This window comes from Gellertiella hungarica, from assembly GCF_014197145.1.
Lineage (GTDB): Bacteria > Pseudomonadota > Alphaproteobacteria > Rhizobiales > Rhizobiaceae > Gellertiella > Gellertiella hungarica.
On the sequence record NZ_JACIEZ010000004.1, the window covers coordinates 184,927 to 210,889 of the forward strand.

The following is a 25,963-nucleotide window of genomic DNA, read 5'->3' on the forward strand; positions in this document are numbered from 1 at the left end:
TTCCCCGCTCAAGGATCGACCAGTTTCAGCACCTTGTCGAACACCTTCAGAACCTGCCGCAGGTCGTGGCCGCGCTTCAGTATCATCCCGTGCGTGTTGACGACGCTGTAGGCTCCCTGCTTTGCCGCCAGTTTGGGGTTTTTCTCGATGCGATAAAGCGGCATCTCCCCGGAGCGCTTAAAGACGGAGAAGACCGCTCGATCCTTCAGGTGGTCGATCGCATAGTCCTTCCACTCGCCCTCACCCACCATTCGACCATAAATCCAGAGGATCATGTCCAGTTCGCGCCGATGAAAGGTTACGGGGAGAGGGTCGCGGCTCTGACGATATTCACGCAGATCCACGACAACAGGGCCAGCCTCGCTGTCGGCTCCGCGCCTTTCGGAACTGAAGTCTTCCGTCATACCGTTCGATCCGCATCAAAGCACGACATTTCCGTAACAGTTTGCCTCAGGCACGACAAAAAGCAAGCAGCGAATGGAGATGGCAGCATTTCGCAAAATGCCCCAATCATGCCGAAAGCTCGCCGTATTGGTTTGACATAGAAAGGAAAGCCGGTTGCGCGTATCTGGACCGGCCCGGTCCGGCCCCACCCTTCCCAGCCCAGTCGTGGCCGGACCGGCTTTAAAAGCCGTTGGAGAGCAGCGTCGTCTCAGGCTCCGGGAATGGGAACCAGAGCAGCGCCGCGGATGGCACCAAGTGCCCCGTCATGACGTTTCGTCTGAACCAGGATAACCGCCCGTTCCCGACCCTTCTTGCCGAGCACGTCCATGGGAAGCTGCAGATCAAGCGCCTTGCCTTCCCACATTCCGATCGTCTCTATGGACGTGACGACGTTATGGTAGGCTATGGTCTTGCCGGCATTTTCGCCCTTCTCGATCCGCACCATCTGTTCGGGTGTGAAATAAGCCACCACGACATGAGCGTCTCCGGTTCCGGCCCCGACATTGATCCGGATGCAATCATCATCAAGCGCCGCATGAACCGGTATGTCGAGAGTCTCTCCCTTGTCCGCCAGCGCAGCAATTTGTGCCTCTATTCCGCGCAGGTCGCCACCGTTCAGATGCGCGCGCCCGTTCAGCACCGCCTGCGGCGTATAAACGTTGGATCGCCCCAGCCCGGCGGCGTAGTCGTATTGCCGCCGCGTGTTCTCGGGCGTGCTCAGGGTGTCATCCCACCCCAGATAATTCCAGTAGTCGACATGGTAGGACAGGGCGATGACTTCTGGATCGCGGGCGATCTTCTCGAATGCGGCATCGGCCTTCGGACAGGAGGAGCAGCCTTGGGATGTGAACAGTTCCACGACACCCTTCGGCAGCTGCCGCTCCGCACCCGACACGGCGGATGCGAGTTGCAAAGCCAGGCTCAGGACTGTTACCAGGATGCTTTTCTTCATATCCCTTTTCCGCGGCACCGGTCGTGACCGGGCGCATGATTGACATTCTGCTGGAAAACGGAAGACAGGTCCGCCCCAAGGTACATACAGTCTCGGACCCCGAGCGTGAAGTCACTTTCGGGTGAGGCTCTTGCACAAAGGGGCCGGAGCGCTGCTCCGACCCCCTCGTTTCTTCTTTCCCTGAAACCCGTGTCAGGCAGCGAGATCGCGCAGAACCGTCTGGAGAATGCCGCCATTGTTGACGTAGGTGACTTCGTCCAGGGTGTCGATGCGGCAGAGGATCGGAACCTCCTTCACCGTACCGTCGCCATAGGTGATCTTGGCGATCTTCTTCTCGCGCGGCTTGATGTTCTCCAGACCTTCGATGGTCACGAGTTCATCGCCCTTGAGATTGAGGCTCTGCCAGGTCGTGCCTTCCTCGAAGCAGAAGGGGATGACGCCCATGCCGACGAGGTTGGACCGGTGGATGCGCTCGAAGGACTGCGAGATCACGGCGCGGACGCCGAGCAGGTTGGTGCCCTTCGCCGCCCAGTCGCGCGAGGAGCCGTTGCCATATTCCACACCGGCGAAGATGACGAGCGGAACGCCCTCAGCCTTGTACTTCATGGCCGCATCGTAGATCGACATCTCTTCCTTCGACGGATAGTGGATGGTGTAGCCACCTTCCTTGCCGTTCGGGCCGAGCATGTGGTTGCGGATGCGGATATTGGCGAAGGTGCCGCGCATCATCACTTCATGGTTGCCGCGGCGCGTGCCGTACTGGTTGAAGTCGGCAACGCCAACACCATGGCCGAGCAGATAGGCACCTGCCGGCGACTGTGCCTTGATCGAACCGGCCGGGGAGATGTGGTCGGTGGTGATCTTGTCGCCGAAGAGGCCGAGCACCCGTGCACCCTTGATGTCGGTGACGCCGGCGCCGGTCTTGCCCATGCCGACGAAGTAGGGCGGGTTCTGGACGTAGGTCGAGCTGTCTTCCCAGGCATAGGTCTGGCCAGCGGGCACATTCACCGCCTGCCAGTTCGCATCACCCTTGAAGACGTCGGCATACTTGGTCTCGTAGAGCTCACGGGTCACATACTTCATGATGAACTCCTGGATCTCGTGCGAGGTGGGCCAGATGTCCTTCAGATAGACCGGGTTGCCATTCTGGTCTTCACCGATCGGCTCCCGGGTCAGGTCCTTCTGCACCGTGCCGGCCAGTGCATAGGCAACCACGAGCGGCGGCGAGGCCAGATAGTTCGCCTGCACATCAGGCGACACACGGCCTTCGAAGTTGCGGTTACCGGAGAGAACGCCGGCTGCAATCAGGCCCTTGTCGTTGATGGTCTTGGAAACCGGCGCCGGCAGCGGGCCGGAATTGCCGATGCAGGTCGTGCAGCCGAAGCCCACCAGGTTGAAGCCCAGCGCATCCAGATCCTTCTGCAGGCCGGACTTCTCCAGATACTCGCCGACCACCTGGGATCCCGGTGCCAGCGAGGTCTTGACCCAGGGCTTGGACTTCAGGCCCTTCGCCACCGCATTGCGGGCGAGAAGGCCGGCAGCGATGAGAACCGAGGGGTTGGAGGTGTTGGTGCAGGAGGTGATGGCGGCAATGGTGACGTCGCCATGGCCGAGATCGAAATCCGTGCCTTCGACCGGGTAACGGTTGGAAAGCTGGCCGGGCTTCTTGTAGTCGTTTTCGAGCGCGGTGGCGAAACCGGCTGCGATGTTCTCGAGCGCGACGCGGCCTTCCGGGCGCTTCGGGCCGGCCATGGCCGGAACGACATCGCCGAGGTCGAGTTCGAGGGTGTCGGTGAAGACGAGGTCGGAACCGTCACCTTCACGCCACATGCCCTGCGCCTTCGAATAGGCTTCGACGAGCGCGATGCGATCCTTCTTGCGGCCGGACATGGTGAGATAGTTGATCGTTTCGCCATCGACGGGGAAGAAGCCGCAGGTCGCGCCATATTCCGGACCCATGTTGCCGATGGTCGCACGGTCGGCGAGCGACATGTGATCGAGGCCGGGGCCGAAGAATTCGACGAACTTGGAGACGACGCCCTTCTTGCGGAGCATCTGCACGACCATCAGTACCAGGTCGGTCGCCGTGACGCCTTCCTTGAGCTTGCCGGTGAGGCGGAAGCCGATGACTTCAGGCAGCAGCATGGAAACCGGCTGGCCGAGCATGGCAGCCTCTGCCTCGATGCCGCCCACACCCCAGCCCAGAACGCCGAGGCCATTGATCATGGTCGTGTGGCTGTCGGTGCCGACGCAGGTGTCCGGATAGGCGACGGTGACCCCGTCCTCTTCCTTGGTCCAGACCGTCTGGCCGAGATATTCGAGGTTGACCTGGTGACAGATCCCGGTGCCCGGGGGAACCACACGGAAGTTCTTGAAGGCCTGCTGGCCCCACTTCAGGAAGCGGTAGCGCTCGCCATTGCGCTGGTATTCGAGTTCCACGTTGCGGGCGAAGGCCTGCGGCGTGCCGAACTCGTCGACGATGACCGAGTGGTCGATGACGAGATCGACGGGCACGAGCGGGTTGATCTTCTCCGGATCGCCGCCCAGCGACACCATGGCATCGCGCATGGCGGCGAGGTCGACGACGGCGGGCACGCCGGTGAAGTCCTGCATCAGCACGCGAGCCGGACGATAGGCGATTTCAGCTTCTGCCTTGCCCTTGTCGTTGAGCCAGGCGGCGACGCTCTCGATGTCGGCCTTGGTGACGGAGCGGCCGTCTTCGTTGCGCAGGAGGTTCTCCAGGAGAACCTTCATCGAATAGGGAAGCTTGGATACGCCGGCAAGACCGTTCGCCTCAGCCTTGGGCAGGCTGTAATAGACGTATTCCTTGCCATCCACGGTGAGCGTCGAACGGCAATTGAAGCTGTCGAGTGATTTGGACACGAGTGACCCCGTTTCGTCTGATAGCCAACACAGTCGTGCGAACGCCCATGCACTTTATGCACATCAGGATGCGGGTGCGACCATTTCCGCTGTCCGCACGTGAGGGAAAACCCCAAGTTCGGCGGAAGGATGAGAATCACGCCGGCCGCTGGCGTGGTTGCGTGCCTTATAAATAGTTTCGTACATAGGTGCCAGATGAACGAAGGTCCAATCTGGACATTTTTAAAATTTCCGGTTTCCGAAAGGTGGATGCACCCCATGCGGCTCCTTGCCGAAAATCTCTCCGTCCGACGCGGTGACGATCTGCTTTTCTCGAATGTTTCCTTCGCATTGACCGGTGGGGAAGCACTCGTGGTGACCGGACGGAACGGTTCCGGAAAGTCGACTCTTCTGCGCACCGTTGCCGGCCTGATCAGGCCCGAGAGCGGAAACGTCACCATCTCGGGCGACGGCATCGAATCAGGGCGCCGCGCTGGCGAGGCGTGCCATTATCTCGGGCACCGAAACGCGATGAAGCAGGAATTGACAGTTCGCGAGAATCTCTCTTTCTGGCAGGTCTGGCTTGGCAACTTCAAGGGTGGGGCCGGCATGGATCTGGAGGAGGCCGCGGAGGCCGTGGGGCTTTCTGGCATTACCCACCTGCCGTTTGGCTACCTCTCGGCTGGCCAGCAGCGGCGTTTCGCCATGGCCAAGCTCCTTGTCGCCCATCGGCCCGTCTGGATTCTCGATGAGCCCACTGCGGCACTGGACGTGGCTGCCGACCGCCTCTTCGCAACGCTTGTCACGAGGCATCTGGAGCGGGGCGGAATGGTCATCGCCGCGACCCATCAGCCGCTCGGCCTTTCGGACACCCGGACGCTGGAGATGAAGGGCTTTGCCTACGAAGAGGATTTCACGGCATGATGGCGCTCTTCATCCGGGACATGAAGCTTGCCGTGCGTGCCGGAGGCGGTGCGCTGATCGGCGTATTGTTCTTTACCACCGTCGTGGCAGTGGTTCCTTTCGGGGTGGGTCCCGATCTCAATCTCCTTTCCCGGATCGGTCCGGCCATTGTCTGGATCGGAGCGCTGCTCGCATCGCTCCTCGGCCTGGACCGTCTGTTTCAGGCGGAGCGGGATGATGGCTCCCTCGACCTGATGCTCATGCAGGAGACTCCTCTTGTCCTGACAGTGCTGGTAAAGTGCCTGGCCCATTGGACGGCCACAGGGCTTCCGCTGGTCCTTGCCTCACCGCTTCTCGGCCTGTTCATGAACATGAACGAGGTGGCGATCGGCGCTGTCATGCTCACGCTGCTTGTCGGATCGCCGGCCATAACCTTCATAGGTGCCGCCGGTGCTGCGGTTGCGGTCACCCTGCCGCGCGGCGGCCTGCTCGTGTCCATCCTCATTCTTCCGCTCACCGTTCCGGTGCTGATCTTCGGCGTCAGCGCCTCCTATGCGGCAGTGGAAGACCCGGCGCCATTCCTACCGCCCTTCGCGTTCCTTGCCGCAATTACGCTGTTCTTTGCGGTTATCGGCCCGCTGGGCGCGGCTCTTGCTCTCCGGGGCAGTTCGGATTGATCTTGATCAATTGCAGCGACATCGCGTTCGGGATAAGGAAAGGCCATGAGCGAACCCATTCCGGCCATCAAGAAATTCAGCGACCTTGCCAATCCGACGATCTTTCTCGGCTTGACGGCCCGGATCGTGCCGTTCCTTGCCGTCGCGACAGCCCTCATGTTCGCGTTCGGGCTCTATCTGGCCTTCACCACGGAAGGTGATTACCAGCAGGGCGAAACCGTCCGCATCATGTATGTTCACGTGCCCGCCGCCTGGCTTTCGATGATGTGCTACTCGATCATGGCCGCTTCGGCACTGGGAACGCTGGTCTGGCGACATCCTCTGGCGGATGTGTCTGCAAAGGCCGCAGCTCCGCTCGGGGCCGGTTTTACGTTCCTCGCGCTTGTGACCGGCTCGCTCTGGGGCAAGCCCATGTGGGGCACCTGGTGGGAATGGGACGCGCGGCTGACCTCCGTCTTCGTCCTCTTCCTGATGTATCTCGGGCTCATGGCCCTGACGCGGGCCCTCGACGATCCCGCCAAGTCGGCCCGGGTCGCGGCTGTTCTCATTCTCATCGGTTTCGTGAACATCCCGATCATCAAGTTTTCGGTTGAATGGTGGAATACGCTGCATCAGCCTGCTAGCGTCATGCGCATGGACGGTTCCGCAATAGACGGCGAGTTCCTGCGGCCGCTTCTCGTCATGGCGGGCGCCTTCACGCTGCTGTTCTTTACTCTGCACTTCCTTGCCATCCGCAACGAGATCTGGCGCCGCCGCGTTTCGGCGCAGCGCCGTCTTGCCGCCCGCATGGCGAACCGGGAAAGCTGATCCATGACCCACGCCTTCTATGTCGCCCTGTCCTACGCCGCCTCGGGCATCGTCGTGGCCGTGCTCGTCGGCTGGACTCTCCTGGACGGGCGCGCCCAGCAGCGCGCCCTGAAGGAACTGGAAGCAGCTGGGATCCGCCGTCGTTCGGCTGCCCGTGACCAGGCGGAGAAGAAGGCATGACGAGCGGCACCCCCGATCCTGCCGCGCAGCAGCGCAGAGGGCGCGTTTTCCTTGCCCTTCTGCCACTGCTCGTCTTCGGCATCATCGCCGGAGGGGCAGCAAAGATGCTCTATGATCAGGACGTGAACGGGAAGGACATTTCTGAAATTCCCTCGGCCCTGATCGGGACCAAGGCACCCAGCCTGAACCTTCCGCCCCTGGAGGGATCGGGCAAGCCCGCCTTGACCGACGCTGCGGTGCGGGGGAAGCTCACGGTGGTAAACGTCTTTGCCTCATGGTGCATTCCATGCCGGCAAGAACATCCCATCCTCCTGGAGCTGGCAAAGGACGAGCGCCTGAACCTGGTGGGCATCAACTACAAGGACAAGACGGAGGGCGCCCTCGGCTTCCTGAAGGAGCTGGGGACGCCTTATGCTGCCATCGGCATAGATCCCCGAGGCGCTGCAGCCATCGACTGGGGCGTCTATGGCATTCCCGAAACCTACCTTGTCGGTCCCGACGGGACGATCCTCTACAAGCGCGTCGGCCCCTTCGACGAAAAGAGCCTTGCGGAAGGTTTCTACCCCGCGGTCGAGGCAGCCGTCAGGAAGTACGGCCTGAAACCCGGCTCACAGAGCTGACTGCCACATCCTGATCGCCTCTACCGGATGGATCAGCATGATGACATTGAGCGTCAGATTGTCCCGGATGAGATAAAGGGTCAGCAACTCTGCAAAGAGCGCCAGCGCGATCGTCAGCCTGACGGGCAGGCGCGAGGCAAGCCAGAAACCGGCAGTCATCATCAGCGTGTCCATCACCGAATTCAGGATGCTGTCGCCATAGTAGTGATAGGAGATGGTGGCTGCACGATAGCGATCGATGATCAGCGGTGTGTTCTCGAGAATTTCCCAGAAGCTCTCGAGTGCCAATGCGGCGGCAAGCCAGATCGTTTTCGGGAAACGGCTCAGCAGGAGAAAGCTGAGCCCGTAGAATATGAACCCATGTTCCACGTGGCTGGGGCTGTACCAGTCTGCGATGTGCTGCGAATTGCCTTCCGAATGCACAGAAGCTTCGAAGAGCTTGATGTCGCCGCAGGTACAGATCCATACACGGCCCATCCAGCGTTCCAGTGCTGCCTGAACCGTCAGCACGAAAAGAGGAAGGACGATGTAGACCCAGCGGATCGCGCGATCCCGGGCTGCGGGGAGCAAGGTGCTCATGCGTCTTCCTTGCCCTCCAGGCTATGCCTCAGGATGAGAGGCATCTGGGAGAGCGTGAAGAGAACCGTGATCGGCATGGTGCCCCATACCTTAAACGCAACCCAGGTGTCGTCACTGAAGTTGCGCCAGACGATTTCATTGAGCGCGGCAAGAAAGAGGAAGAAAACTCCCCAGCGGAAGGTGAGTTTCTTCCAGCCTGCGTCATCCAGCTGAAAAGCCGAATTGAACACATGGCCGAGCAGCGACTTGCCGAAGAGCAGCCCGCCGAGCAAGGCAACGCCAAAAAGCGTGTTGATGATCGTGCCCTTCATCTTGAAGAAGACTTCGTTCTGCAGATAGAGCCCGAGCGCGCCGAAGACGATGACGATGGCGCCCGAGACCAGCGGCATCAGCGGCAGGTGCCGGTAGACCATCTTCGAAACGGTGAGCGAGATCAGGGTTGCCACCATGAAGGCGGCAGAGGCGACGAAAAGCGGTCCTCCCAGCTGGCCAAGCGCCGGAAAATGCTCGATCAGCCACGCACCCCTGAGGTTGGTGAAGAAGAAGACGAGCAGCGGCCCGAGCTCCAGCAGCAGCTTTGTTCCAGGCGCTTCCTTGGGCGGCGCACTGGCGGAAACGGGATCAGTGCCGTTCGGAGTTTTGTCTTGGTGCATCATCATTCCTGCCAGCGCCGCGCCCTCGTGGCGCGACGCCTAGATGGCACAGATCGGCCCTCTCTCACAAGGCCGGCCTTTCGGGCTCAGTAGCCTTCATAGGTTACAAAAGCCATCATGCCCGAAACCATGTGATAGAGATGATGGCAATGGAAGGCCCACTTGCCGGGATTGCCGGCATCGAAGGCAATGGTCGCCGACTGCATCGGCGGCAGAAGCAGCGTATCGCGGACAGCGCCGGAGAAGCGCTGTCCGTTTATCGCAACCACCTGGAAATGATGGCCATGAAGATGCATCGGATGCGCCATCATCGACCGGTTGACGAGCGTCACCTCGATCCTGTCGCCCTTCGCCGCGACCAGCCTGTCAGCGCCCTCAAGTCCCCAGCGATAGGTCATCATGTTGCCCACAAGGCCGACTTCATAGCTCCGGGCGGGCTCTTTGCCTGCAAGCGGCTCGGCCGCGAGAAGACCGGCTTCGAAGGAGAGATCGAGCACCGGACCTCTGACGCTTTCGTCCTGAACCGGCAGGCGTGTTATGGCAGCGCCTGGTGTGGCGAGGATGAGCCCGGTCCTGTGACCTGTGCCTTCCCGGAGGGCCAGGATCGGAAAGCTTCCGCCCGCCGGGGGAATGGCGAGACGGATATCGGCGCGCTGCGCCATGGTGAGCGGCACCTGCCGCACCGTGCGCGGCTGCACAGGCTGTCCGTCGACCGCGATCAGCTGTCCCTCTAGGGTTCCGAGATCGATCGTAAAGGCCGTGGACGTTGCCGCATTGATGATGCGAAGCCGAACCTGACCACCCTTTTCCACGCCGATGATCTCCGGATCGTCAAGGGTGCGGTCATTGGCCAGATAGGCGTCATACTCGATGTCGTTCAGGTCCATCGGCATGGCCATCTGCTCTTCCATCGACTGCATGGCGGACATGTCGCCATGGTTCATGGAGGAATGATCCATTGTGCCATGGTCCATCGCGCCGTGATCCATGCCGCCCTGCGCCATGGTTCCATGACCCGTGGATCCGTGCCCCATGCCGCTGGAAAGCTTGGCAAGCAACTCCTCGGGCGGCGTGAAGCTGAAGTCGTGGAGGAAGAGCACCACCTCCTGCTCATCCCTTTTCCGGTCTTCGGCAGACCGGATGATGAGGGGGGCAGCCAGCAGGTTCTGCTCCTGCAGCGTATGGGCATGCATCCAGTTCGTCCCGGCAGAGGCGAGCGCGAAATCGTAGAGTCGGCTTTCGCCGCTCTTGAGCATGGGCTTCGGCACATCCGGCACGCCGTCCTGATCCCAGGGAGGTGTAAGCCCATGCCAGTGAATGAGTGTTTCCTCGGAGAGACTGTTCGTGAGCTCTACCCGGAAGCCCTGCTCGCGGTCGAGCACCAGCCCCGGTCGGCCATCGGGGCCGATAAGGCCGAAAACGGTTGCGGCCTTGCCATTGACCTCGATGGTGCGGGTGGTCGCCTTGAGCGTTGCGGGTGCAGCATCTGCCGCCAGCAGAGGCCGGACCGGCCACAGGGAGGCAAGCGAGCCGGCAAGACCGGCCTTGAGTAAGGTTCTGCGTTTCATCGAATAATTCCTTGCGTAACGGGTCGATCCGCCGGTGGGCGGGTTCAGGTCGCAAAGAACGGGTATCGGGGAGGTCCAAGCACAGGCGGTTCGTTCCGGCCATCAAGCCGCGCCGTCTGCATCGGCAGTGCGTGAACGGTACCGGACACGAAAAGCCCGGGCGAGACAGGAAGAATGGCCATGGTGTGAGCACAACTCAGCATCCTGCACCCTCCGATCCCGGCGCAGCAATCCGGCATCAGGGCCCCATAATGCCCTGCGGGAAGCGAGGACGAGACCGTGTCCTGACTACCGTGATGCAACGGCGCGAAGACGCCGACGGTCTCGAGCCCGTGGCTCTGGCAAGGCTCTTCCGGTGCAGCAAAGGCAACAGATGCCCCGCCCCAGACAAGGGTCGCCAGAAACAGGAAGACGGTCAGAAGCCTGCTTTTCACGGAAGGATGTCCTTTTCGTCCCTCAATCCTGACGGAGACACCGCCTGTTGTCCATGCGGCGAAAGGGCGTCAACGTCACGATTGCGCGATTCCTGCGATGGCGCGCGCGAAATCATCCGCCTCGAAGGGTTCCAGATCGTCGATCCCCTCGCCGACGCCGATGAAATAGACCGGCAGTTTGTGCTTCGCCGCAATGGACACGAGGATGCCGCCGCGCGCCGTGCCATCGAGCTTCGTCATGATGAGGCCGCTCACCCCGGCCACGTTGCGGAAGATCTCCACCTGGTTCATGGCGTTCTGCCCGGTTGTGGCATCGAGTGTCTGGAGCACCGTGTGAGGCGCATCGGGATCGAGCTTGCCCAGCACGCGGACGATCTTTTCAAGCTCGGCCATCAGCTCTGTCTTGTTCTGCAGCCGGCCTGCCGTGTCGATGATCAGCACGTCGCTCTTCTTCGCCTTGGCCTGCTGGAAGGCATCGAAGGCAAGGCCTGCCGCGTCCGCACCCAGCTTGGTGCCGATGAAATCGGAACCCGTGCGCTCCGCCCAGATCTTCAGCTGCTCGATGGCGGCCGCGCGGAACGTATCGCCTGCGGCCAGCGTCACCTTGAGGCCGGCGCCGGAAAGCTTGGCCGCGAGCTTGCCGATGGTGGTCGTCTTGCCGGTGCCATTGACGCCGACGACGAGGATCACGTGCGGCTTGTGGGAAAGATCGAGCTTCAGCGGCTTGGCGACGGGTGCCAGCACCTTGCCGATTTCCGCCGCCATGATGCGCGTGACGTCCTCGCCCGAGACATCCTTGCCATAGCGTTCGGAAGAGAGCGCGCCGGTGATGCGCATCGCCGTTTCCACGCCGAGATCGGACTGGATGAGAAGCTCTTCCAGCTCCTCCAGCGTTTCTTCGTCGAGCTTCCGCTTGGTGAAGAGGGCTGCGATCTGTCCGGTCAGTTGCTGCGACGTGCGGGAAAGCCCTTCCCGCAGGCGCTGGAACCAGGAAAGCCTGGATTGCGGTGCCACAGGCTCGGCGGCCTTTTGCTCGACCTCTTCAAGCGCGAACCCCTTCGGCAGATGAGGCTGGGCAGGGGAGGCCTCCTCCGCAGTGGACGCCTCCAGGATTTCTGCAATTTCTTCCTGCGCTTCGGCCCGGATCTCCGACTCGATCACCTCTTCTGGCGGCTCGTCTTCAAGAGATGCGGCATTTTCCTCAATTGCGGCTTCAGGTGCACTGGCTGTCTCTGCCTCCTCCGCCAGCGCTTCGAGATTGACGCCCTCCCCGGCGGCGGCAACCGGGAGCTCCTCTGCCGCTGCGGTGGCCGGCTCGTCCTTGCCGAAGGTGAAGATCTTCTTGATGAAACCAAGCGCCATGGAAACTGCCTGTCAGCCGCATCAAGCGGCAATGGGATCGATGATGAGATGGCGGCCATTATGGCCGGTAACGCGAACGTCAAGCAAGCGGCGCGGCTCGAGGCCCGGTGCCGCGGCCAGCGTGAAATTCTCCGCATGCGCCATGCCGTTCCGCTCGACGAGGATCGATTGCCGGGTTCCTACCATGCCGTCGAGATGGCCGATGGCAAGCGTGTCGCCCACAGCTCTGAGCCGGGCGGCGCGCTCCTTGATCAGAGCGCGGTCGAGCTGCGGCATGCGGGAGGCGGGTGTTCCCGGCCGCGGGCTGTAAGGAAAGACATGTAGCTGGGCGATGCCGCAGGCTTCCGCATGCCGGACGGCATTGTCGAACATGTCTTCAGTCTCCGTGGGAAAACCCGCGATCATGTCCGCGCCAAAGGCGATGCCGGGCCGGAGACGCCGCGCCTGCTCGCAGAAGGAAAGCGCATCGGCCGCGGAATGCCGACGCTTCATCCGCTTCAGGATCATGTCGTCGCCATGCTGCAGCGACAGATGCAGATGCGGCATGAAGCGCGGTTCGTCGGCAAGGAGATCGAGAAGATCCCTGTCCACCTCGATACTGTCGATGGAGGAAAGCCGCAGTCTTTCGATTTCCGGCACCTGTTTCAGCAAGGTCTTTGCCAGAAGGCCGAGCGAGGGCCTCCCCGGAAGATCCGCACCATAGCTGGTCGCATCGACGCCGGTCAGCACCACTTCGCGATAGCCTGCCTCCACGAGGCGGCGTGCCTGGTCGACAACCGCACCCATCGGCACCGAGCGGGAATTGCCTCTGCCGAAGGGAATGATGCAGAAGGTGCAGCGGTGATCGCAGCCGTTCTGCACCTGGAGGAAGGCCCGCACATGGCCGTCGATGTGATCGACCAGCTGCGGGGCCGTTTCCGTCACGCTCATGATGTCGTTGACGCGGAGCTTTTCCTCTGCCGAAACGCCGAAATCGGGGAGCGCACCGTAGCTTTCCGCGCGGAGCTTCTCCTCGTTTCCGAGTACCAGGTCCACTTCCGGCATGGCGGCAAAACCCTGCGCTTCCGTCTGGGCTGCACAGCCGGTCACGATGATCCGGGTGGCGGGATTTTCCCGACGGGCCCTGCGGATCGCCTGGCGTGCCTGCCGGACGGCCTCGCCGGTCACCGCGCAGGTATTCACGAGGATCGCGTCGCCGAGACCCGCCTTTTCGGCCTCCCGCCGCATCACTTCCGATTCATAGGTGTTCAGGCGGCAGCCGAAGATTATGACTTCGATGCCGCTCACGAGGCAAGCGTCTCCGGATCGCGCTCGAACGCGCCCGTTGCCGGATCGAGCCGACCGGACCATTCCCATTCGGCCGGACCGGTCATGATCACGTGATCGTCGCTTTCCCTCCATTCGATCACGAGCGGCGTCTTGACCGGGCTCGTCGCCACATTGACGGTCACCTTGCGGCCGGTCTTGCCGAGCCGGGCGGCGTTCACCGCTGCCGCACAGGCTGCCGATCCGCAGGCAAGCGTTTCACCGGCCCCCCGCTCCCAGGTGCGTGTGGTGATCTCGTGATCGGAATCCACCCGCGCCAGCGTGATGTTGGCCTTTTCCGGGAAGATCGGATGGTTTTCGAGGAGCGGCCCGAAACGCGGAAGATCATAGGACATCGGATCGTCCTTGACCCAGAAGGTCGCATGCGGATTGCCCATGGAAGCCGCTGCCGGCGAATGGAGGACCGGATTGTCGATCGGGCCGATCTGGAGCTCGATACGGCTCGTATCATGGAATTCCTCGGCGAGCGGAATCCTGTCCCAGGCAAAGACCGGCTTGCCCATGTCTACCGAGATCATGCCATCCTCTTGCTCCCGCGCCTGGAGAATGCCGCCGCGGGTATGGAAGGTGAAGCTTTTGCGGCCGGTTTCTGCGGCCAGCGCCTGCACCACACAGCGCGTACCGTTGCCGCAGGCCTGCGCCATGGTGCCATCGCAATTGATGATGTCGATCCAGGCATCCGTTCCTTCTGCCTTCGGATCGTGGATTGCCATGATCTGGTCGAAGCCGGTGGCCGGATCGGCCGCAAGGGCAATGGCCGCCTCCGGTGTCACGCGGTCGGCGCGGCCGCGCATGTCCACGACCAGGATCTTGTTTCCCAGTCCGTTCATGCGCGCGAAAGGAACCCTGTTCTCCATCGTCTCGACCCTGTGCATGGTGAAGCCCCGTTGCGGCCTCTATGACGGAATTTCCCCAAGAATACCAGTCTTGCCACTCAATCGATAGGCGGAACGTCAAATGTCTCGCCTGGCAGAAGCGCACGAAAACGCTCCCTTTCGACACCCGCCTCGTCCAGCGCCTTCATGAGGTCCGCCACGGGTTGGTCGATGGGTTCGTTGGTCAGTTGCACGGTGCCGAAATGATGCCCGACCGCATAGGCCGCATGGCAGAGTTTCATCCCCTCCACCGCCTCTTCCGGGTTCTGGTGCTGCCCGCGCATGAACCAGCGTGGTTCGTAAGCGCCGATCGGCAGGATCGCCAGCCGGAAATCGCCGTATTTCCGCTGGGCGTCCCGGTAATTGATCCCCCGGTGGAAGCCGGTATCGCCGATGTGATAGATGCGGCCGGCCGGCGTCTCGAGCACGAATGCGGCCCAGAGCGCCATGCGCCGGTCGCCGGTGCCACGCGCGGACCAGTGGTGGCAGGGTTCGGCATGGAGCGTCAGCGCCTCGCTGAATTCCAGCCGGTCGCCCCAGTCCATCACGTCTACATCGGCGTCGGGGATGGCCTTGCGGATGATGCGGTCATTGCCGAGCGGCGTGACGAAACGCGGCTTGTCGCGGCGCTGCAGGCGCTTGAGCGTTGCAATATCCAAGTGGTCGTAGTGGTTGTGGGTGACGATCACCAGATGGATGGGCGGCAGGGCCTCGAAGGGGATGCCGGGTGCCATGACCCGCTTAGGCCCGGCGAAGGAAACCGGGCTCATGCGGTTCGACCAGACGGGATCGGTCAGGATATTGAGGCCTGCCACCTGGATCATCAGGCTGGCATGACCGATCATGGTCACCCTCAACCGACTGCCGTTCACCCTTTCCAGAGGCCGTGGATTGCGGAAGGGGCTCTCGCGCCACTTGGGCCAGCGGGCACGCCTGTCGCTGCCGAACTGCCAGCGCATCAGGTCGCGGAAGGTCCCGGGCTCGACACCGTCGGGGTTGAAGAAACGCACCCCGTCGAAGTGATCGGTGACGGGACCCGTATAATAGGGATTGCGGGCGGAGATGCGTTTCGCCATGGATGGTCCTTGTGCTCAAGCCATTAGCGATGAAGTGAGGCAGGCCATCGCGCATTTCAAGAAGCGCGCCGCGCCGCATTTTCGAGAAAAGCACCGGAAATCGGCACTTTTCCCGGCTGTCGCTTGACTTTTCCCGTTCCATCGTGTCTTAAGCCTCCCATTCAGCGAAGAGCAAATGCCTCCGAGCCGCCGACCGGGACCCTTCAAGGTGTAAACAGATCCCGGAGGTCAACATCCGACAGCGCGTTGCGCCCTCGGGTGTTATTCGGCTTTGCGCCTTGTTTTTGGCTGGAGGAATGCCAACGTTTCCGGTCATCCAGAAACGGCAAAGGAAGAAGTGATGTTTGAGAACCTCCAGGACCGTCTTGGTTCCATCCTGAATGGACTGACAGGCCGTGGCGCCCTTTCGGAAGCCGATGTTTCCGCCGCGCTGCGGGAGGTTCGCCGTGCGCTTCTGGAAGCGGACGTGGCGCTCGAAGTGGTCCGCTCCTTTACCGACCGGGTTCGCGAGAAGGCCGTCGGCGCAGAAATCCTGAAGAGCATCAAGCCCGGCCAGATGGTCGTGAAGATCGTTCACGATGAGCTGATCGAGATGCTCGGCTCCGAAGGTGTCGGCATCGATCTCAACGCCCCTGCCCCCGTCGTCATCATGATGGTCGGCCTCCAGGGCTCCGGCAAGACGACCACCACGGCCAAGATCGCCAACCGCCTGGTTACCCGGGAGCGCAAGAAGGTCCTGATGGCCTCGCTCGACACCCGCCGTCCGGCCGCGCAGGAACAGCTGCGCCAGCTCGGCGTGCAGGTCAGCATCGACACGCTTCCGGTCATCGCCGGTCAGTCGCCGGAGGACATCGCCAGCCGCGCCGTTCAGGCCGCGAAGCTTGGCGGTCATGATGTTGTGATCCTCGACACCGCGGGTCGTACTCACATCGACGAACCGCTCATGCAGGAGATGGCCGAGATCAAGCGGCGCGCCAAGCCGCATGAGATCCTGCTCGTGGCCGACAGCCTCACCGGTCAGGACGCGGTCAATCTCGCTCGCTCCTTCGACGAACGCGTCGGCATCACCGGCCTCGTGCTTACCCGCATGGACGGCGACGGCCGCGGGGGTGCCGCCCTTTCCATGCGTGCCGTCACCGGCAAGCCGGTCAAGCTCATCGGCACCGGCGAGCGGATGGGCGAACTCGATGAATTCCATCCCCGCCGCATCGCGGATCGCATTCTGGGCATGGGCGATATCGTGTCGCTCGTCGAGAAGGCGGCCGAGAACATCGATGCCGAGAAGGCGGCCGCCATGGCCGCCAAGATGGCCAAGGGCAAATTCGACCTGAACGACCTCGCCGACCAGCTGAAGCAGATGCAGAAGATGGGCGGCATGGGCGGCATCATGGGTCTGATGCCGGGCATGTCCGGCATGAAGGACAAGATGGCTGCGGCCGGGCTGGACGACAGCCTGTTCAAGCGCCAGCTCGCCATCATTTCCTCGATGACGAAGGCAGAGCGCGCCAATCCCGATCTTCTGAAGCATTCGCGCAAGAAGCGCATTGCCGCCGGTTCGGGCACCGATGCCGCCGACATCAACAAGCTTTTGAAGATGCACCGCCAGATGGCCGACATGATGAAGCTCATGGGCAAGAACAAGGGCGGCATGATGAAGCAGATGATGGGTGGCCTGGCCAACAAGATGGGTCTCGGCGGCCTGATGGGCGGCGGCATGCCCGATCTCGCCAACATGGATCCGAAGCAGCTCGAGGCGCTGGCCAAGCAGGCGGAAGCCTCCGGTCTCATGAAGCCGGGTGCGATGCCGGGCCTGCCGGGCGGCCTGCCTGGGCTTGGCGCCCCCAAGCTTCCCGGCCTGGGCGGCGGGTTGCCGGGCCTGCCTGGCCTGCCGAAGAAAAAGTAAAGGGGGAGAGCCATGCCGACAGAAGACGTCAAGAAGCAGCTCGCGGGCTATCGCCAGTCCATCGACAACATTGATGCGGCGCTGGTGCACATGCTTGCGGAGCGCTTCCGCTGCACCCAGGCCGTCGGCGTGCTGAAGGCCACCCACGATCTTCCCCCGGCGGATCCCGCCCGCGAGGAATACCAGATTGCCCGCCTCCGCCGGCTTGCCAACGAGGCCAACCTGGACCCCGACTTTGCCGAGAAATTCCTGAACTTCATCATCAGGGAAGTCATCCGGCATCATGAAGCCATTGCTGCCAATTACAGCAGCCAGACCCAACAACCCGCTTGAACCCAGGCGGTCAGAAAAGCACTTGAAGGAGTAATGCCATGTCCCTGAAAATCCGTCTCGCCCGTGGTGGTTCGAAGAAGCGCCCCTACTACCACATCGTCGTTGCAGACGCCCGTTCGCCGCGCGATGGCCGCTTCCTCGAAAAGCTCGGCTCCTGGAACCCGATGCTCGGCAAGGACGACGAAAAGCGCGTTGAGCTGAATGCCGAGCGCGTGCAGCACTGGATCGCCAACGGCGCTCAGCCGACCGACCGCGTCCTGCGCTTCCTCGACCAGGCTGGTCTTGCCAAGCGTGCCGCCCGCTCCAACCCGGAAAAGGCAAAGCCGGGCAAGAAGGCTCTGGAACGCGCCGCCGAGAAGAAGCAGAAGGCAGAAGATGCCGCTGCCGCCGCTGCAGAATAATCTGCATCGCTGGTAAGAGAGACGGGCGGCATGTTATCATGCCGCCCTTTCTGTTTGTTGCTGCCGGAATGGAAGACATTGATGGCAAAGCTTGAAAACCCCGTACTGATCGCCACCGTGGGTGCAGCCCAGGGATTGCGCGGCGAAGTGAGGGTAAAATCCTATACGGACGATCCCCTGGCCCTTGGCGACTATGGCAACCTGCATGCCACCGATGGGCGGATCTTCGAGATCCTCGACATGCGCGAGGCGAAGAACATGGTTATCGTTCGCTTCCGCGGAATCAATGACCGTACAGCGGCCGAAAGCCTGAACGGCCTCGATCTTTACATCGATCGGGCCAACCTGCCCGATGAGGAGCTCGAGGAAGACGAGTTCTACTTCGCCGATCTGGAGGGGCTGGAAGCGGTCGACGCCGAGGGGCGGTCCTGGGGACATGTAAGCGGCATCTATGATTTTGGCGCAGGCGACCTTCTGGAGCTGAAGGGGCAGGGCCGTCGACCGGCACTCATTCCCTTCTCCGAGGCCGCTGTTCTGGAAATCGATCTGGATGCGGGAAAAATGCTCGTCGATCCCGTCGCAGCCGGCCTGACGGAAGGCCCCTCCGACGGGCTTCCGCCGTCGATTTCCGGCGGGGAACCCCGCAAGTGAGCGATGCGGCGGCTTTCCGGGCGAGCATTCTCACCCTCTATCCCGACATGTTTCCCGGTCATCTCGGCCATTCTCTTGCAGGAAAAGCGCTCGAACGCGGGGACTGGTCGCTGGAAACGGTGCAGATCCGCGAATTTGCCACCGATCGCCATCGCACCGTGGACGACACGCCGGCCGGCGGCGGTGCCGGAATGGTGCTGAAGCCGGACATTCTCGCCAAGGCCATCGACAGTCTGGGACCAGAAGATCCGCGACCACGCATTCTCATGAGCCCGCGAGGACGCCCTCTGACCCAGAAACGCGTTCGCGAACTCGCCTGCGGCCCGGGCGTCGTCATCATCTGTGGCCGCTTCGAAGGCGTCGACCAGAGGATCATCGAGGCCCGGGACCTCGAGGAAGTCTCCATTGGCGACTATATCCTTTCGGGCGGCGAACCTGCCGCGCTGATCGTGCTCGATGCGATCGTCCGCATTCTTCCCGGCGTGATGGGCAACGAGCAATCAGGCCTGCACGAGAGCTTCGAAGGCGGTCTTCTGGAGCATCCCCACTACACCCGGCCGCAGGTCTTCGAGGGCCGCGAAATTCCGGCCGTCCTGACTTCGGGAAACCACGCGGCCATCGCCCGATGGCGCCATGAGGAGGCGGTAAAACTGACCCGGGCGCGCCGTCCCGAACTCCTGGCGGCGGCGGAACCGGCAGAGAAGGACAAAAAGCCCCGCTGACGGGGTGACAAGCCCCCTCTTTTGGTGTAGAGGCTCGCGCGGAAATGGGGTTTGCCCCGTCTGCCACCAAACAAAGAATGGCGTACCCGCTCCTGCCCTTCAAGGGCATGGTCCCAAGGCCTTGATGCCAAAGATCAACGTGAGCGCTCTGGCTGTTTCAGAAGAAATCGAAAGGTTAGACCGATGAACATCATTCAGCAGCTGGAAGCCGAACAGGCTGCCAAGATCGCCGAAAAGCGCACCCTTCCCGAATTCTCTCCGGGCGACACCGTTCGCGTCAACGTGCGCGTGACGGAAGGCAACCGTACCCGCGTTCAGGCTTACGAAGGCGTTTGCATCGCCCGTTCCGGCGGCGGCCTCAACGAGAGCTTCACCGTTCGCAAGATCTCCTACGGCGAAGGCGTCGAGCGCGTATTCCCGGTTTACTCCCCGCTGGTCGAAGGCGTTGAAGTCGTTCGCCGTGGTAAGGTCCGTCGCGCAAAGCTCTACTACCTGCGCGACCTGCGCGGCAAGGCAGCCCGCATCTCCGAAAACACCGGCACCCGCGCCCGCAAGCTCAATGATGCAGAGCGCGCCGCCGTTGCCGAGGAAAAGGCTCGCATCGAAGCCGAGAAGGTTGCAGCCGCTCAGGCACTCGCCGCTGAAAAGGCAGCAGCGGAAGCCGCTGGCGAATAAGACTGGAAATATTTTCCATGAACAGGGCGGCCCTCGGGCCGCCTTTTTTGTTTTTGCCGCTAAACGCGGCTGACCGCTCTTGCCAGCCCGAAGCGAACTGTGACACTTTCTGACCAAACAGTAAAAAACGGGAGAAATCAGACATGTTGTCCAGACGTACCGTCCTCGCCGCAATGGCTGTCGCCGCGCTGGCACCCCTCGCTGCAACGGCCGCCGATCTGCCGGACCTGAAGGGCCGGACAGTCACCGTCGTTACCGAGAACGCCTATCCGCCCCTGCAGTTCATCGATCCCAAGTCCGGCCAGCAGATCGGCTGGGAATATGACGCCATGAACGAGATCGCGAAGCGGCTGAACTTCAAGGTGGAGTATCAGAACACCAGCTGGGATGCGATGATCCAGGCGGTCTCGGATAACCAGTACAATATCGGCATGACGGGCATCACCATCAAGGAAGAGCGGAAGGAGAAGGTCGACTTCTCGGACCCCTATATGTGCTCCGAGCAGTTCATGCTCGTCCGTGGGGACGAAAGCCGCTTTACCGATGCAAAGAGCTTTGCCGCGTTCAAGGACGGCCTCGTCGGCGCACAGCCGGGTACCACGCCGTTCTACACCGCCGTTTACGAGATCCTCGACGGCAACGAACAGAACCCTCGCATCAAGCTTTTCGAGACTTTCGGCGCGACCGTCCAGGCTCTCAAGGCCGGTGACGTGGATACGGTCCTCACCGATGGCACCGCCGGCAAGGGCTATGTGGACGCCTCCAATGGGGGGCTGAAGCTGATCGGTGGCCCGCTCGGAACGGAAGATTTCGGTTTCATCTTCCCCAAGGGATCCGACCTTGTTGCCCCGGTGAACGCGGCCATTGCCGCTCTCAAGGCCGATGGCACGCTGGATGCCCTCAACAAGAAGTGGTTCCTCGATTACAAGATGGGCCAGTGAACGGCGCCATGCATCATCCAGACGCTGGCTTCGGCTCATGAGCTTCCAGACCCTCCCAGGAAGCTCTGATCAGGGCGAACGGCCGTGGTGGCTCTTCGCCCTGATTGCAATCGGCTTGGTCCTGACGGCGGTCATCGCCCTCAACGACCTCTATGCCCAAGTGTTCTCGACCGTCATCACCGGCGTTGGCGTAACCATCTTCGTCACCATCGCCGGCTATTGCATAGCCATTGCGGTGGGCCTTGGCATTGCCCTGCTCGGCCTGTCGCGGAGTGTTGCCCTGAGGCAGGCGGCGCGTTTTTATGTGGAGGTCATCCGGGGCATCCCGGTTCTGGTGCTTCTCTTCTACATCGCTTTCGTCGGTGCCCCGGCCTTTGTAGCGGCCTATAACTGGATTCTCTCCCCGATGATCGAGGCAGGCTATGCGCGGGCGCTGATGGTGCGGGAAGTCTCGCTCATGTGGCGGGCGATCTTTGCTCTTGGCATAGGCTACTCCCCGTTCATCGCGGAAATCTTCCGCGCGGGCATCCAGTCCGTGGACAAAGGGCAGATCGAAGCCGCAAAAGCCCTTGGCCTGAACGGACGCCAACGCTTCCGGCTGGTGGTGTTTCCTCAGGCGATCCGCGTGATCTTTCCGCCGCTCTCCAACGACTTCGTTGCCATGACCAAGGACAGCTCGCTGGTATCGGTGCTGGGGGTGGCAGATATAACGCAGATGGGCAAGGTTTACGCGTCGGGCTCCTTCCGTTTCTTCGAGACCTATTCCATCATAGCCTGCATTTACCTCCTGTTGACGGTGGGGCTGTCGCTCATGCTGCGAGGTTTCGAGAAGCGCATGCGCCGGAGATACCAGGAATGAGCGGAAGGATGAGCGAAGGGCTCGAGAAGGTCTATGCAGCCAGGGCAACGGACGAACTCGCGGAAGCCTATTCCGCCTGGGCAGACGATTACGACCGCGAGACACTTTCCCTCGGGTATTGCCTGCCCTTCGTCATCACCGCCTTCATTGCCCGCTACGTTCCAAGAAAAGACAGTCTTCTGCTGGATGCCGGCTGCGGTACGGGCCTGACCGGCCCCTATCTGGCCGCGCTTGGTTACAGCCGTCTCGCGGGGCTCGACATGGCTCCGGACATGCTCGCCATTGCCCGCAACCGCGGATGCTATGCCGACCTGACAGTGGGCGTGCTGGGGAACCCGCTTCCCTTTGCCGACGAGCAGTTTACCGCCGTCTTCTCGACGGGCGTCTTCACCGAAGGTCATGCGCCGGCTTCAAGCATTTCAGAGCTGGCCCGGATCGTTCGGGCGGGTGGGCATCTCATCTTCACCGTCCGGGACAGCATATTGGAGAAGAACGGCTTCGGCCGCGAAATCGAGACCCTTGTCGGCTCGCGGGACTGGACCTCGGTCGAGGAAAGCCCACTCTTCCGCGCCTTCGCGATTGCCGAGCCCGATGTGCTGGTAAAGGCTTTCGTATTTCAGCGCAGCATGGCCTGACACCTGAAATTTCATTGCCGAAAAGCCCAATTCTTGCTATGAGGCCCTCATGGAAACGACGCCTCACGCGACCCGCTATCGGCTTGCCGCCATCATCCTGCAGGACCACAAGCGCCTGCCGGCACGCTTCTTCGCGTTCAGCGCTGGCGCGATCAACGGCCGCGCGCGCTGACCGGTGCTGCCTGCGGAGCGGTGCTCCGCCCTCGCTTTCCCCAAATACCTCAAGAAACGGATGACATCCCATGAGCGCACCGAGCACTCTCTATGACAAGATCTGGGCCGACCACGTGGTCGACCAGCAGGAAGACGGCACCTGCCTGCTCTACATCGACCGCCACCTGGTTCACGAAGTGACGAGCCCGCAGGCTTTCGAAGGTCTGCGCATGGCCGGCCGCAAGGTGCGCGCTCCGCAGAAGACGCTCGCCGTTGTCGACCACAATGTTCCGACCTCACCTGACCGCCATACCGGCATCAAGAACGAGGAAAGCCGCATCCAGGTTGAGGCGCTGGCCAACAATGCCGCCGAGTTCGGCGTGGAGTATTATTCCGAGAAGGACAAGCGCCAGGGCATCGTTCACATCGTCGGGCCGGAGCAGGGCTTCACGCTGCCGGGCATGACCATCGTGTGCGGTGACAGCCACACGTCGACGCACGGGGCCTTCGGCGCACTTGCGCATGGCATCGGCACCTCGGAAGTCGAGCACGTGCTCGCCACGCAGACCCTGATCCAGAAGAAGGCGAAGAACATGCTGGTGCGTGTCGATGGCCAGCTTCCGGAAGGCGTCACGGCAAAGGACATCATTCTCGCCATCATCGGCGAAATCGGCACTGCCGGCGGCACCGGCCACGTGATCGAATTTGCGGGCGAAGCCATCCGCTCGCTGTCGATGGAAGGTCGTATGACGGTCTGCAACATGACCATCGAAGGCGGCGCCCGCGCAGGTCTGATCGCCCCTGACGAGAAGACCTTCGAATACATCAAGGACAAGCCCCGCGCGCCGAAGGGTGAGGCATGGGATCAAGCCGTTGCCTACTGGAAGACCCTGAAGACCGACGAAGGCGCGCATTTCGACCGCGTTGTCGTTCTCGACGCTGCCAACCTGCCGCCCATCGTATCCTGGGGCTCTTCTCCGGAGGACGTCGTCTCGGTCACCGGCACCGTTCCGAACCCCGACGATATCCAGGACGAAACCAAGCGCGCCTCCAAGTGGCGGGCTCTCGACTACATGGGCCTCAAGCCGGGCACCAAGATTACGGATATCGCGATCGACCGCGTCTTCATCGGCTCGTGCACCAACGGCCGCATCGAAGACCTCCGCGCAGCCGCCAAGGTTGTCGAAGGCAGGAAGGTCGCCCCGACCGTTTCCGCCATGATCGTTCCGGGCTCCGGCCTCGTGAAGGAACAGGCAGAAGCTGAAGGCCTCGACAAGATCTTCAAGGAAGCCGGCTTCGACTGGCGCGAACCGGGCTGTTCCATGTGCCTGGCGATGAACGACGACCGCCTCAAGCCCGGTGAACGTTGCGCTTCGACCTCGAACCGCAATTTCGAAGGCCGCCAGGGCTACAAGGGCCGTACCCATCTCGTGTCGCCGGCCATGGCAGCAGCAGCAGCCATTGCAGGTCATTTCGTCGACATCCGCGACTGGAAGTGATCCGGCAGCAAGCCGCCATCCCAGAAAGGCCGGGTAACCCCGGCCTTTTTCATTTCATGACCCTGAGCCTCGTGCCACGCTTGAGGTGCGGCAGGAGGCGCACCATGTCGCGCCTTGCGATTGCCACGCAGCCCGCCGTCGGTTGATAGCCGGGACGGATGAGGTGGAAGAATATCGCCGATCCCCTGCCTTGCCTGCGCGAGGTGATGTTCCAGTCAAGAACAAGGGAGATATCATAGAGCTCGTCCTCACGCTGCATCACCTCATGGCTGCAGCCGAAAGGGGCCTTGACCGGCCTGTTGTAGCAGGCATGACCCGGCGCATCGCACCACAGGTCCCTGCTGCCTGTCGAGGCCAGCGGAAGCCGGCTCCGGGGTACATGCCCCCGATCCCGCCGCACATAACCGCCGAGCAGCCGCATCGTTGCAAGGGGTGTTCCTCCGTCGCCTTCCCGTTTGACGGCAACGATACCGGACCGGCCGATGGCGGCAGGGAAGATGAGCGCCCCCACCTGCAGCACGGCGCGGTGTTTGCCCCCGGGCACGCGCCGCACCACCAGCGGCACATCTCCGGTTTTTCCTGCCTTTTGCCGAACACGCCGCAATTTCTTCTCCCCCGTGACTTAAAAGAGGACAACACGCCCCCTATCTCCTCGCCAGTCTTGCCAAAAGGTCATTTTAGCGTAGGACTTTCAAGAGGCATACGGAGACTTTGCATATGGCGCCCCGCACGATCCTGCTCGTGGATGATGATGACGATCTGCGCGAGACCCTGATGGAACAGTTGGCGCTTCATGAGGAATTTCAGGTCGCGCAGCAGGCGACTGCCCAGGGTGGCATCGAAGCGGTCAAGAGCCAGACGACGGACCTTGTGATCATGGATGTGGGCCTGCCGGACATGGACGGGCGCGAGGCCGTGCGCCAGCTTCGCAAGGATGGCTTCAAGGCTCCGATCATCATGCTGACCGGACACGATACGGATGCCGACACGATTCTCGGCCTGGAAGCCGGCGCCAATGATTACGTGGCCAAGCCGTTTCGGTTTGCGGTCCTCCTCGCGCGGATTCGCACCCAGCTGCGTCAGCACGAGCAGAGTGAGGATGCCACCTTCACGGTAGGGCCTTACCTGTTCAAGCCCAGCCAGAAACTGCTTACGACGGAGAATGGCCAGAAAATCCGGCTGACGGAGAAGGAAGCGGCGATCATTCGTTACCTCTACAGGGCGGGGCAGAAAGTCGTGACGCGCGACGTTCTCCTCGAAGAAGTCTGGGGGTACAATTCGGGCGTTACTACCCATACGCTCGAAACCCATGTCTATCGCCTGCGCCAGAAAATCGAGAGGGACCCGTCCAATGCCGAGATCCTCGTCACCGAAAACGGCGGCTACAAGATAGTGCCCTGAGGAGGGACAATGGCTCTTCACGACGATATCCGGCTCCTGTCGACCGTACCGCTCTTTCAGGGGCTGAACGAGGATCAGCTGAGGCTCCTGAGCTTCGGAGCCGAGCGGCGCGCGCTTCTGGCTGGCATGACCCTGTTTCGCGAGAAATCGCCAGCAGAATGCGCCTACGTGGTGGCAAGCGGCCAGATCGAACTTCTGTCGCATGCCAAGAACGGAAAGACGCGGTCCGAAGGCAAGGTCGGCCCGGGTACCCTGTTGTCCGAGTTGGCTCTGATCACACTGGTCGAGCGGAAATACACGGCACAGGCGGTGGAAGACAGCGAGGTCATCCGGATTCCCCGGCCGCTCTTCCAGCGCCTGATGGAAGAATATCCCGACGTCGCGGCCATGGTGGAAGACCGGATCCGCGACAACATTCAGGGACTGGTCAGCGAATTGACCAAGCTTCGCTCTGTTTTCGGCTGAGCCGCGT

Annotated in this window: 29 protein-coding genes; 18 read left to right on the forward strand and 11 right to left on the reverse strand. The window is 61.9% G+C overall.

The features are described from left to right. Nucleotides 1-8: 8 nt before the first annotated feature. From GGR23_RS12210 to acnA, 3 genes are all read right to left on the reverse strand, one after another. Nucleotides 9-404: a DUF2794 domain-containing protein gene (locus GGR23_RS12210; protein WP_183366562.1), complete on the reverse strand. Its 396-nt coding sequence runs from the start codon at nucleotides 402-404 to the stop codon at nucleotides 9-11. Nucleotides 405-652: 248 nt separating this feature from the next. Further along, nucleotides 653-1,396 (reverse strand): DUF1223 domain-containing protein, encoded by a 744-nt coding sequence (locus GGR23_RS12215; RefSeq protein ID WP_183366563.1) that lies wholly within the window; start codon nucleotides 1,394-1,396, stop codon nucleotides 653-655. A gap of 192 nt (nucleotides 1,397-1,588) precedes the next feature. Next, nucleotides 1,589-4,279 (reverse strand): aconitate hydratase AcnA, encoded by a 2,691-nt coding sequence (acnA, locus tag GGR23_RS12220; RefSeq protein ID WP_183366564.1) that lies wholly within the window; start codon nucleotides 4,277-4,279, stop codon nucleotides 1,589-1,591. Between the two features lie 258 nt (nucleotides 4,280-4,537). Here acnA and ccmA point away from each other — a divergent pair, with 258 nt between their 5' ends. The 5 genes from ccmA to GGR23_RS12245 are packed head-to-tail and all read left to right on the forward strand — an operon-like array spanning nucleotide 4,538 to nucleotide 7,445. Beyond that, complete coding sequence (gene ccmA / locus GGR23_RS12225; protein ID WP_183366565.1) at nucleotides 4,538-5,182, forward strand: heme ABC exporter ATP-binding protein CcmA; 645 nt, start codon at nucleotides 4,538-4,540, stop codon at nucleotides 5,180-5,182. Beyond that, complete coding sequence (gene ccmB / locus GGR23_RS12230) at nucleotides 5,179-5,838, forward strand: heme exporter protein CcmB (RefSeq protein WP_183366566.1); 660 nt, start codon at nucleotides 5,179-5,181, stop codon at nucleotides 5,836-5,838. Before ccmA ends, ccmB begins: the two co-directional genes overlap by 4 nt. Nucleotides 5,839-5,883: 45 nt before the next feature. Next, nucleotides 5,884-6,645: a heme ABC transporter permease gene (locus GGR23_RS12235; protein WP_183366567.1), complete on the forward strand. Its 762-nt coding sequence runs from the start codon at nucleotides 5,884-5,886 to the stop codon at nucleotides 6,643-6,645. Nucleotides 6,646-6,648: 3 nt separating this feature from the next. Continuing rightward, nucleotides 6,649-6,825: a heme exporter protein CcmD gene (gene ccmD / locus GGR23_RS12240; protein ID WP_183366568.1), complete on the forward strand. Its 177-nt coding sequence runs from the start codon at nucleotides 6,649-6,651 to the stop codon at nucleotides 6,823-6,825. Beyond that, a complete protein-coding gene (locus GGR23_RS12245; RefSeq protein ID WP_183366569.1) occupies nucleotides 6,822-7,445 on the forward strand; it encodes a DsbE family thiol:disulfide interchange protein in 624 nt (207 codons plus the stop codon). Before ccmD ends, GGR23_RS12245 begins: the two co-directional genes overlap by 4 nt. On the opposite strand, the gene GGR23_RS12250 is transcribed toward GGR23_RS12245, so the two are convergent. The 7 genes from GGR23_RS12250 to GGR23_RS12280 form a co-directional block, all read right to left on the reverse strand. Next, nucleotides 7,434-8,024 (reverse strand): DUF2585 domain-containing protein, encoded by a 591-nt coding sequence (locus GGR23_RS12250; protein WP_183366570.1) that lies wholly within the window; start codon nucleotides 8,022-8,024, stop codon nucleotides 7,434-7,436. The genes GGR23_RS12245 and GGR23_RS12250 overlap by 12 nt on opposite strands. Beyond that, nucleotides 8,021-8,683, reverse strand: coding sequence for a septation protein A (locus GGR23_RS12255; RefSeq protein ID WP_382342676.1), 663 nt, complete (start codon nucleotides 8,681-8,683; stop codon nucleotides 8,021-8,023). The genes GGR23_RS12250 and GGR23_RS12255 overlap by 4 nt, the downstream gene beginning before the upstream one ends. 80 nt (nucleotides 8,684-8,763) lie before the next feature. Beyond that, a complete protein-coding gene (locus GGR23_RS12260) occupies nucleotides 8,764-10,245 on the reverse strand; it encodes a multicopper oxidase family protein (protein ID WP_183366572.1) in 1,482 nt (493 codons plus the stop codon). 509 nt (nucleotides 10,246-10,754) lie between these two features. Next, nucleotides 10,755-12,041, reverse strand: a complete 1,287-nt coding sequence (gene ftsY, locus GGR23_RS12265) for a signal recognition particle-docking protein FtsY (protein WP_183366573.1) — start codon at nucleotides 12,039-12,041, stop codon at nucleotides 10,755-10,757. 21 nt (nucleotides 12,042-12,062) lie between these two features. Continuing rightward, a complete protein-coding gene (gene mtaB / locus GGR23_RS12270; protein WP_183366574.1) occupies nucleotides 12,063-13,328 on the reverse strand; it encodes a tRNA (N(6)-L-threonylcarbamoyladenosine(37)-C(2))-methylthiotransferase MtaB in 1,266 nt (421 codons plus the stop codon). After that, nucleotides 13,325-14,224 carry a diaminopimelate epimerase gene (gene dapF / locus GGR23_RS12275; protein ID WP_183366575.1) on the reverse strand — a complete coding sequence of 300 codons (900 nt, stop codon included), beginning with the start codon at nucleotides 14,222-14,224 and terminating at the stop codon, nucleotides 13,325-13,327. Before dapF ends, mtaB begins: the two co-directional genes overlap by 4 nt. A 77-nt stretch (nucleotides 14,225-14,301) precedes the next feature. Then, a complete protein-coding gene (locus GGR23_RS12280) occupies nucleotides 14,302-15,318 on the reverse strand; it encodes an MBL fold metallo-hydrolase (RefSeq protein ID WP_183366576.1) in 1,017 nt (338 codons plus the stop codon). Nucleotides 15,319-15,658: 340 nt separating this feature from the next. Between GGR23_RS12280 and ffh the strand changes: the two genes are divergently transcribed. The 11 genes from ffh to leuC all read left to right on the forward strand — a co-directional run bounded on the left by ffh (nucleotide 15,659) and on the right by leuC (nucleotide 24,090). Next, nucleotides 15,659-17,221, forward strand: a complete 1,563-nt coding sequence (ffh, locus tag GGR23_RS12285; RefSeq protein WP_183366577.1) for a signal recognition particle protein — start codon at nucleotides 15,659-15,661, stop codon at nucleotides 17,219-17,221. A gap of 12 nt (nucleotides 17,222-17,233) precedes the next feature. Continuing rightward, entirely contained in the window at nucleotides 17,234-17,554 is a 321-nt protein-coding gene (locus GGR23_RS12290; protein ID WP_183366578.1) for a chorismate mutase, read from the forward strand. Between the two features lie 38 nt (nucleotides 17,555-17,592). Continuing rightward, nucleotides 17,593-17,955 (forward strand): 30S ribosomal protein S16, encoded by a 363-nt coding sequence (gene rpsP / locus GGR23_RS12295; RefSeq protein ID WP_183366579.1) that lies wholly within the window; start codon nucleotides 17,593-17,595, stop codon nucleotides 17,953-17,955. 81 nt (nucleotides 17,956-18,036) lie between these two features. After that, nucleotides 18,037-18,606 carry a ribosome maturation factor RimM gene (rimM, locus tag GGR23_RS12300; protein WP_183366580.1) on the forward strand — a complete coding sequence of 190 codons (570 nt, stop codon included), beginning with the start codon at nucleotides 18,037-18,039 and terminating at the stop codon, nucleotides 18,604-18,606. Continuing rightward, nucleotides 18,603-19,328, forward strand: coding sequence for a tRNA (guanosine(37)-N1)-methyltransferase TrmD (gene trmD / locus GGR23_RS12305; RefSeq protein WP_183366581.1), 726 nt, complete (start codon nucleotides 18,603-18,605; stop codon nucleotides 19,326-19,328). The genes rimM and trmD overlap by 4 nt, the downstream gene beginning before the upstream one ends. Nucleotides 19,329-19,511: 183 nt before the next feature. Continuing rightward, the gene (gene rplS, locus GGR23_RS12310) at nucleotides 19,512-20,003 is read left to right on the forward strand and encodes a 50S ribosomal protein L19 (protein WP_183366582.1); all 492 of its coding nucleotides are present in this window, start codon (nucleotides 19,512-19,514) and stop codon (nucleotides 20,001-20,003) included. A gap of 143 nt (nucleotides 20,004-20,146) precedes the next feature. Continuing rightward, nucleotides 20,147-20,944: a basic amino acid ABC transporter substrate-binding protein gene (locus tag GGR23_RS12315; RefSeq protein ID WP_183366583.1), complete on the forward strand. Its 798-nt coding sequence runs from the start codon at nucleotides 20,147-20,149 to the stop codon at nucleotides 20,942-20,944. 37 nt (nucleotides 20,945-20,981) lie between these two features. Further along, nucleotides 20,982-21,803, forward strand: a complete 822-nt coding sequence (locus tag GGR23_RS12320) for an amino acid ABC transporter permease (protein WP_183366584.1) — start codon at nucleotides 20,982-20,984, stop codon at nucleotides 21,801-21,803. Further along, nucleotides 21,800-22,438 carry a class I SAM-dependent DNA methyltransferase gene (locus GGR23_RS12325; RefSeq protein ID WP_183366585.1) on the forward strand — a complete coding sequence of 213 codons (639 nt, stop codon included), beginning with the start codon at nucleotides 21,800-21,802 and terminating at the stop codon, nucleotides 22,436-22,438. The genes GGR23_RS12320 and GGR23_RS12325 overlap by 4 nt, the downstream gene beginning before the upstream one ends. A 49-nt stretch (nucleotides 22,439-22,487) precedes the next feature. Beyond that, entirely contained in the window at nucleotides 22,488-22,610 is a 123-nt protein-coding gene (locus tag GGR23_RS23450; protein ID WP_281375723.1) for a hypothetical protein, read from the forward strand. A 70-nt stretch (nucleotides 22,611-22,680) separates the two neighbouring features. Then, entirely contained in the window at nucleotides 22,681-24,090 is a 1,410-nt protein-coding gene (leuC, locus tag GGR23_RS12330; RefSeq protein ID WP_183366586.1) for a 3-isopropylmalate dehydratase large subunit, read from the forward strand. A 49-nt stretch (nucleotides 24,091-24,139) separates the two neighbouring features. Here leuC and GGR23_RS12335 read toward each other — a convergent pair whose 3' ends face one another. Next, nucleotides 24,140-24,655 carry a L,D-transpeptidase family protein gene (locus GGR23_RS12335; protein WP_343066679.1) on the reverse strand — a complete coding sequence of 172 codons (516 nt, stop codon included), beginning with the start codon at nucleotides 24,653-24,655 and terminating at the stop codon, nucleotides 24,140-24,142. A gap of 152 nt (nucleotides 24,656-24,807) precedes the next feature. Here GGR23_RS12335 and GGR23_RS12340 point away from each other — a divergent pair, with 152 nt between their 5' ends. Both GGR23_RS12340 and GGR23_RS12345 read left to right on the forward strand, forming a co-directional pair. Continuing rightward, nucleotides 24,808-25,491: a response regulator transcription factor gene (locus GGR23_RS12340; RefSeq protein ID WP_183366588.1), complete on the forward strand. Its 684-nt coding sequence runs from the start codon at nucleotides 24,808-24,810 to the stop codon at nucleotides 25,489-25,491. A 9-nt stretch (nucleotides 25,492-25,500) separates the two neighbouring features. Then, complete coding sequence (locus GGR23_RS12345; protein ID WP_183366589.1) at nucleotides 25,501-25,956, forward strand: cyclic nucleotide-binding domain-containing protein; 456 nt, start codon at nucleotides 25,501-25,503, stop codon at nucleotides 25,954-25,956. The last annotated feature ends 7 nt before the right edge of the window (nucleotides 25,957-25,963 follow it).

Coding starts and splice junctions, on each gene's coding strand:
- GGR23_RS12245 (WP_183366569.1), top strand. CDS start 6,822: ATGACGAGCGGCACCCCCGATCCTGCCGCGCAGCAGCGCAGAGGGCGC.
- ftsY (WP_183366573.1), bottom strand. CDS start 12,041: ATGGCGCTTGGTTTCATCAAGAAGATCTTCACCTTCGGCAAGGACGAG.
- GGR23_RS12260 (WP_183366572.1), bottom strand. CDS start 10,245: ATGAAACGCAGAACCTTACTCAAGGCCGGTCTTGCCGGCTCGCTTGCC.
- rplS (WP_183366582.1), top strand. CDS start 19,512: ATGAACATCATTCAGCAGCTGGAAGCCGAACAGGCTGCCAAGATCGCC.
- ffh (WP_183366577.1), top strand. CDS start 15,659: ATGTTTGAGAACCTCCAGGACCGTCTTGGTTCCATCCTGAATGGACTG.
- GGR23_RS12290 (WP_183366578.1), top strand. CDS start 17,234: ATGCCGACAGAAGACGTCAAGAAGCAGCTCGCGGGCTATCGCCAGTCC.
- GGR23_RS12250 (WP_183366570.1), bottom strand. CDS start 8,024: ATGAGCACCTTGCTCCCCGCAGCCCGGGATCGCGCGATCCGCTGGGTC.
- GGR23_RS12345 (WP_183366589.1), top strand. CDS start 25,501: ATGGCTCTTCACGACGATATCCGGCTCCTGTCGACCGTACCGCTCTTT.
- dapF (WP_183366575.1), bottom strand. CDS start 14,224: ATGGAGAACAGGGTTCCTTTCGCGCGCATGAACGGACTGGGAAACAAG.
- GGR23_RS23450 (WP_281375723.1), top strand. CDS start 22,488: ATGGAAACGACGCCTCACGCGACCCGCTATCGGCTTGCCGCCATCATC.
- rimM (WP_183366580.1), top strand. CDS start 18,037: ATGGCAAAGCTTGAAAACCCCGTACTGATCGCCACCGTGGGTGCAGCC.
- GGR23_RS12320 (WP_183366584.1), top strand. CDS start 20,982: ATGAGCTTCCAGACCCTCCCAGGAAGCTCTGATCAGGGCGAACGGCCG.
- GGR23_RS12280 (WP_183366576.1), bottom strand. CDS start 15,318: ATGGCGAAACGCATCTCCGCCCGCAATCCCTATTATACGGGTCCCGTC.
- GGR23_RS12215 (WP_183366563.1), bottom strand. CDS start 1,396: ATGAAGAAAAGCATCCTGGTAACAGTCCTGAGCCTGGCTTTGCAACTC.
- GGR23_RS12255 (WP_382342676.1), bottom strand. CDS start 8,683: ATGATGATGCACCAAGACAAAACTCCGAACGGCACTGATCCCGTTTCC.
- GGR23_RS12315 (WP_183366583.1), top strand. CDS start 20,147: ATGTTGTCCAGACGTACCGTCCTCGCCGCAATGGCTGTCGCCGCGCTG.
- rpsP (WP_183366579.1), top strand. CDS start 17,593: ATGTCCCTGAAAATCCGTCTCGCCCGTGGTGGTTCGAAGAAGCGCCCC.
- GGR23_RS12325 (WP_183366585.1), top strand. CDS start 21,800: ATGAGCGGAAGGATGAGCGAAGGGCTCGAGAAGGTCTATGCAGCCAGG.
- GGR23_RS12235 (WP_183366567.1), top strand. CDS start 5,884: ATGAGCGAACCCATTCCGGCCATCAAGAAATTCAGCGACCTTGCCAAT.
- ccmD (WP_183366568.1), top strand. CDS start 6,649: ATGACCCACGCCTTCTATGTCGCCCTGTCCTACGCCGCCTCGGGCATC.
- GGR23_RS12340 (WP_183366588.1), top strand. CDS start 24,808: ATGGCGCCCCGCACGATCCTGCTCGTGGATGATGATGACGATCTGCGC.
- ccmA (WP_183366565.1), top strand. CDS start 4,538: ATGCGGCTCCTTGCCGAAAATCTCTCCGTCCGACGCGGTGACGATCTG.
- ccmB (WP_183366566.1), top strand. CDS start 5,179: ATGATGGCGCTCTTCATCCGGGACATGAAGCTTGCCGTGCGTGCCGGA.
- GGR23_RS12210 (WP_183366562.1), bottom strand. CDS start 404: ATGACGGAAGACTTCAGTTCCGAAAGGCGCGGAGCCGACAGCGAGGCT.
- leuC (WP_183366586.1), top strand. CDS start 22,681: ATGAGCGCACCGAGCACTCTCTATGACAAGATCTGGGCCGACCACGTG.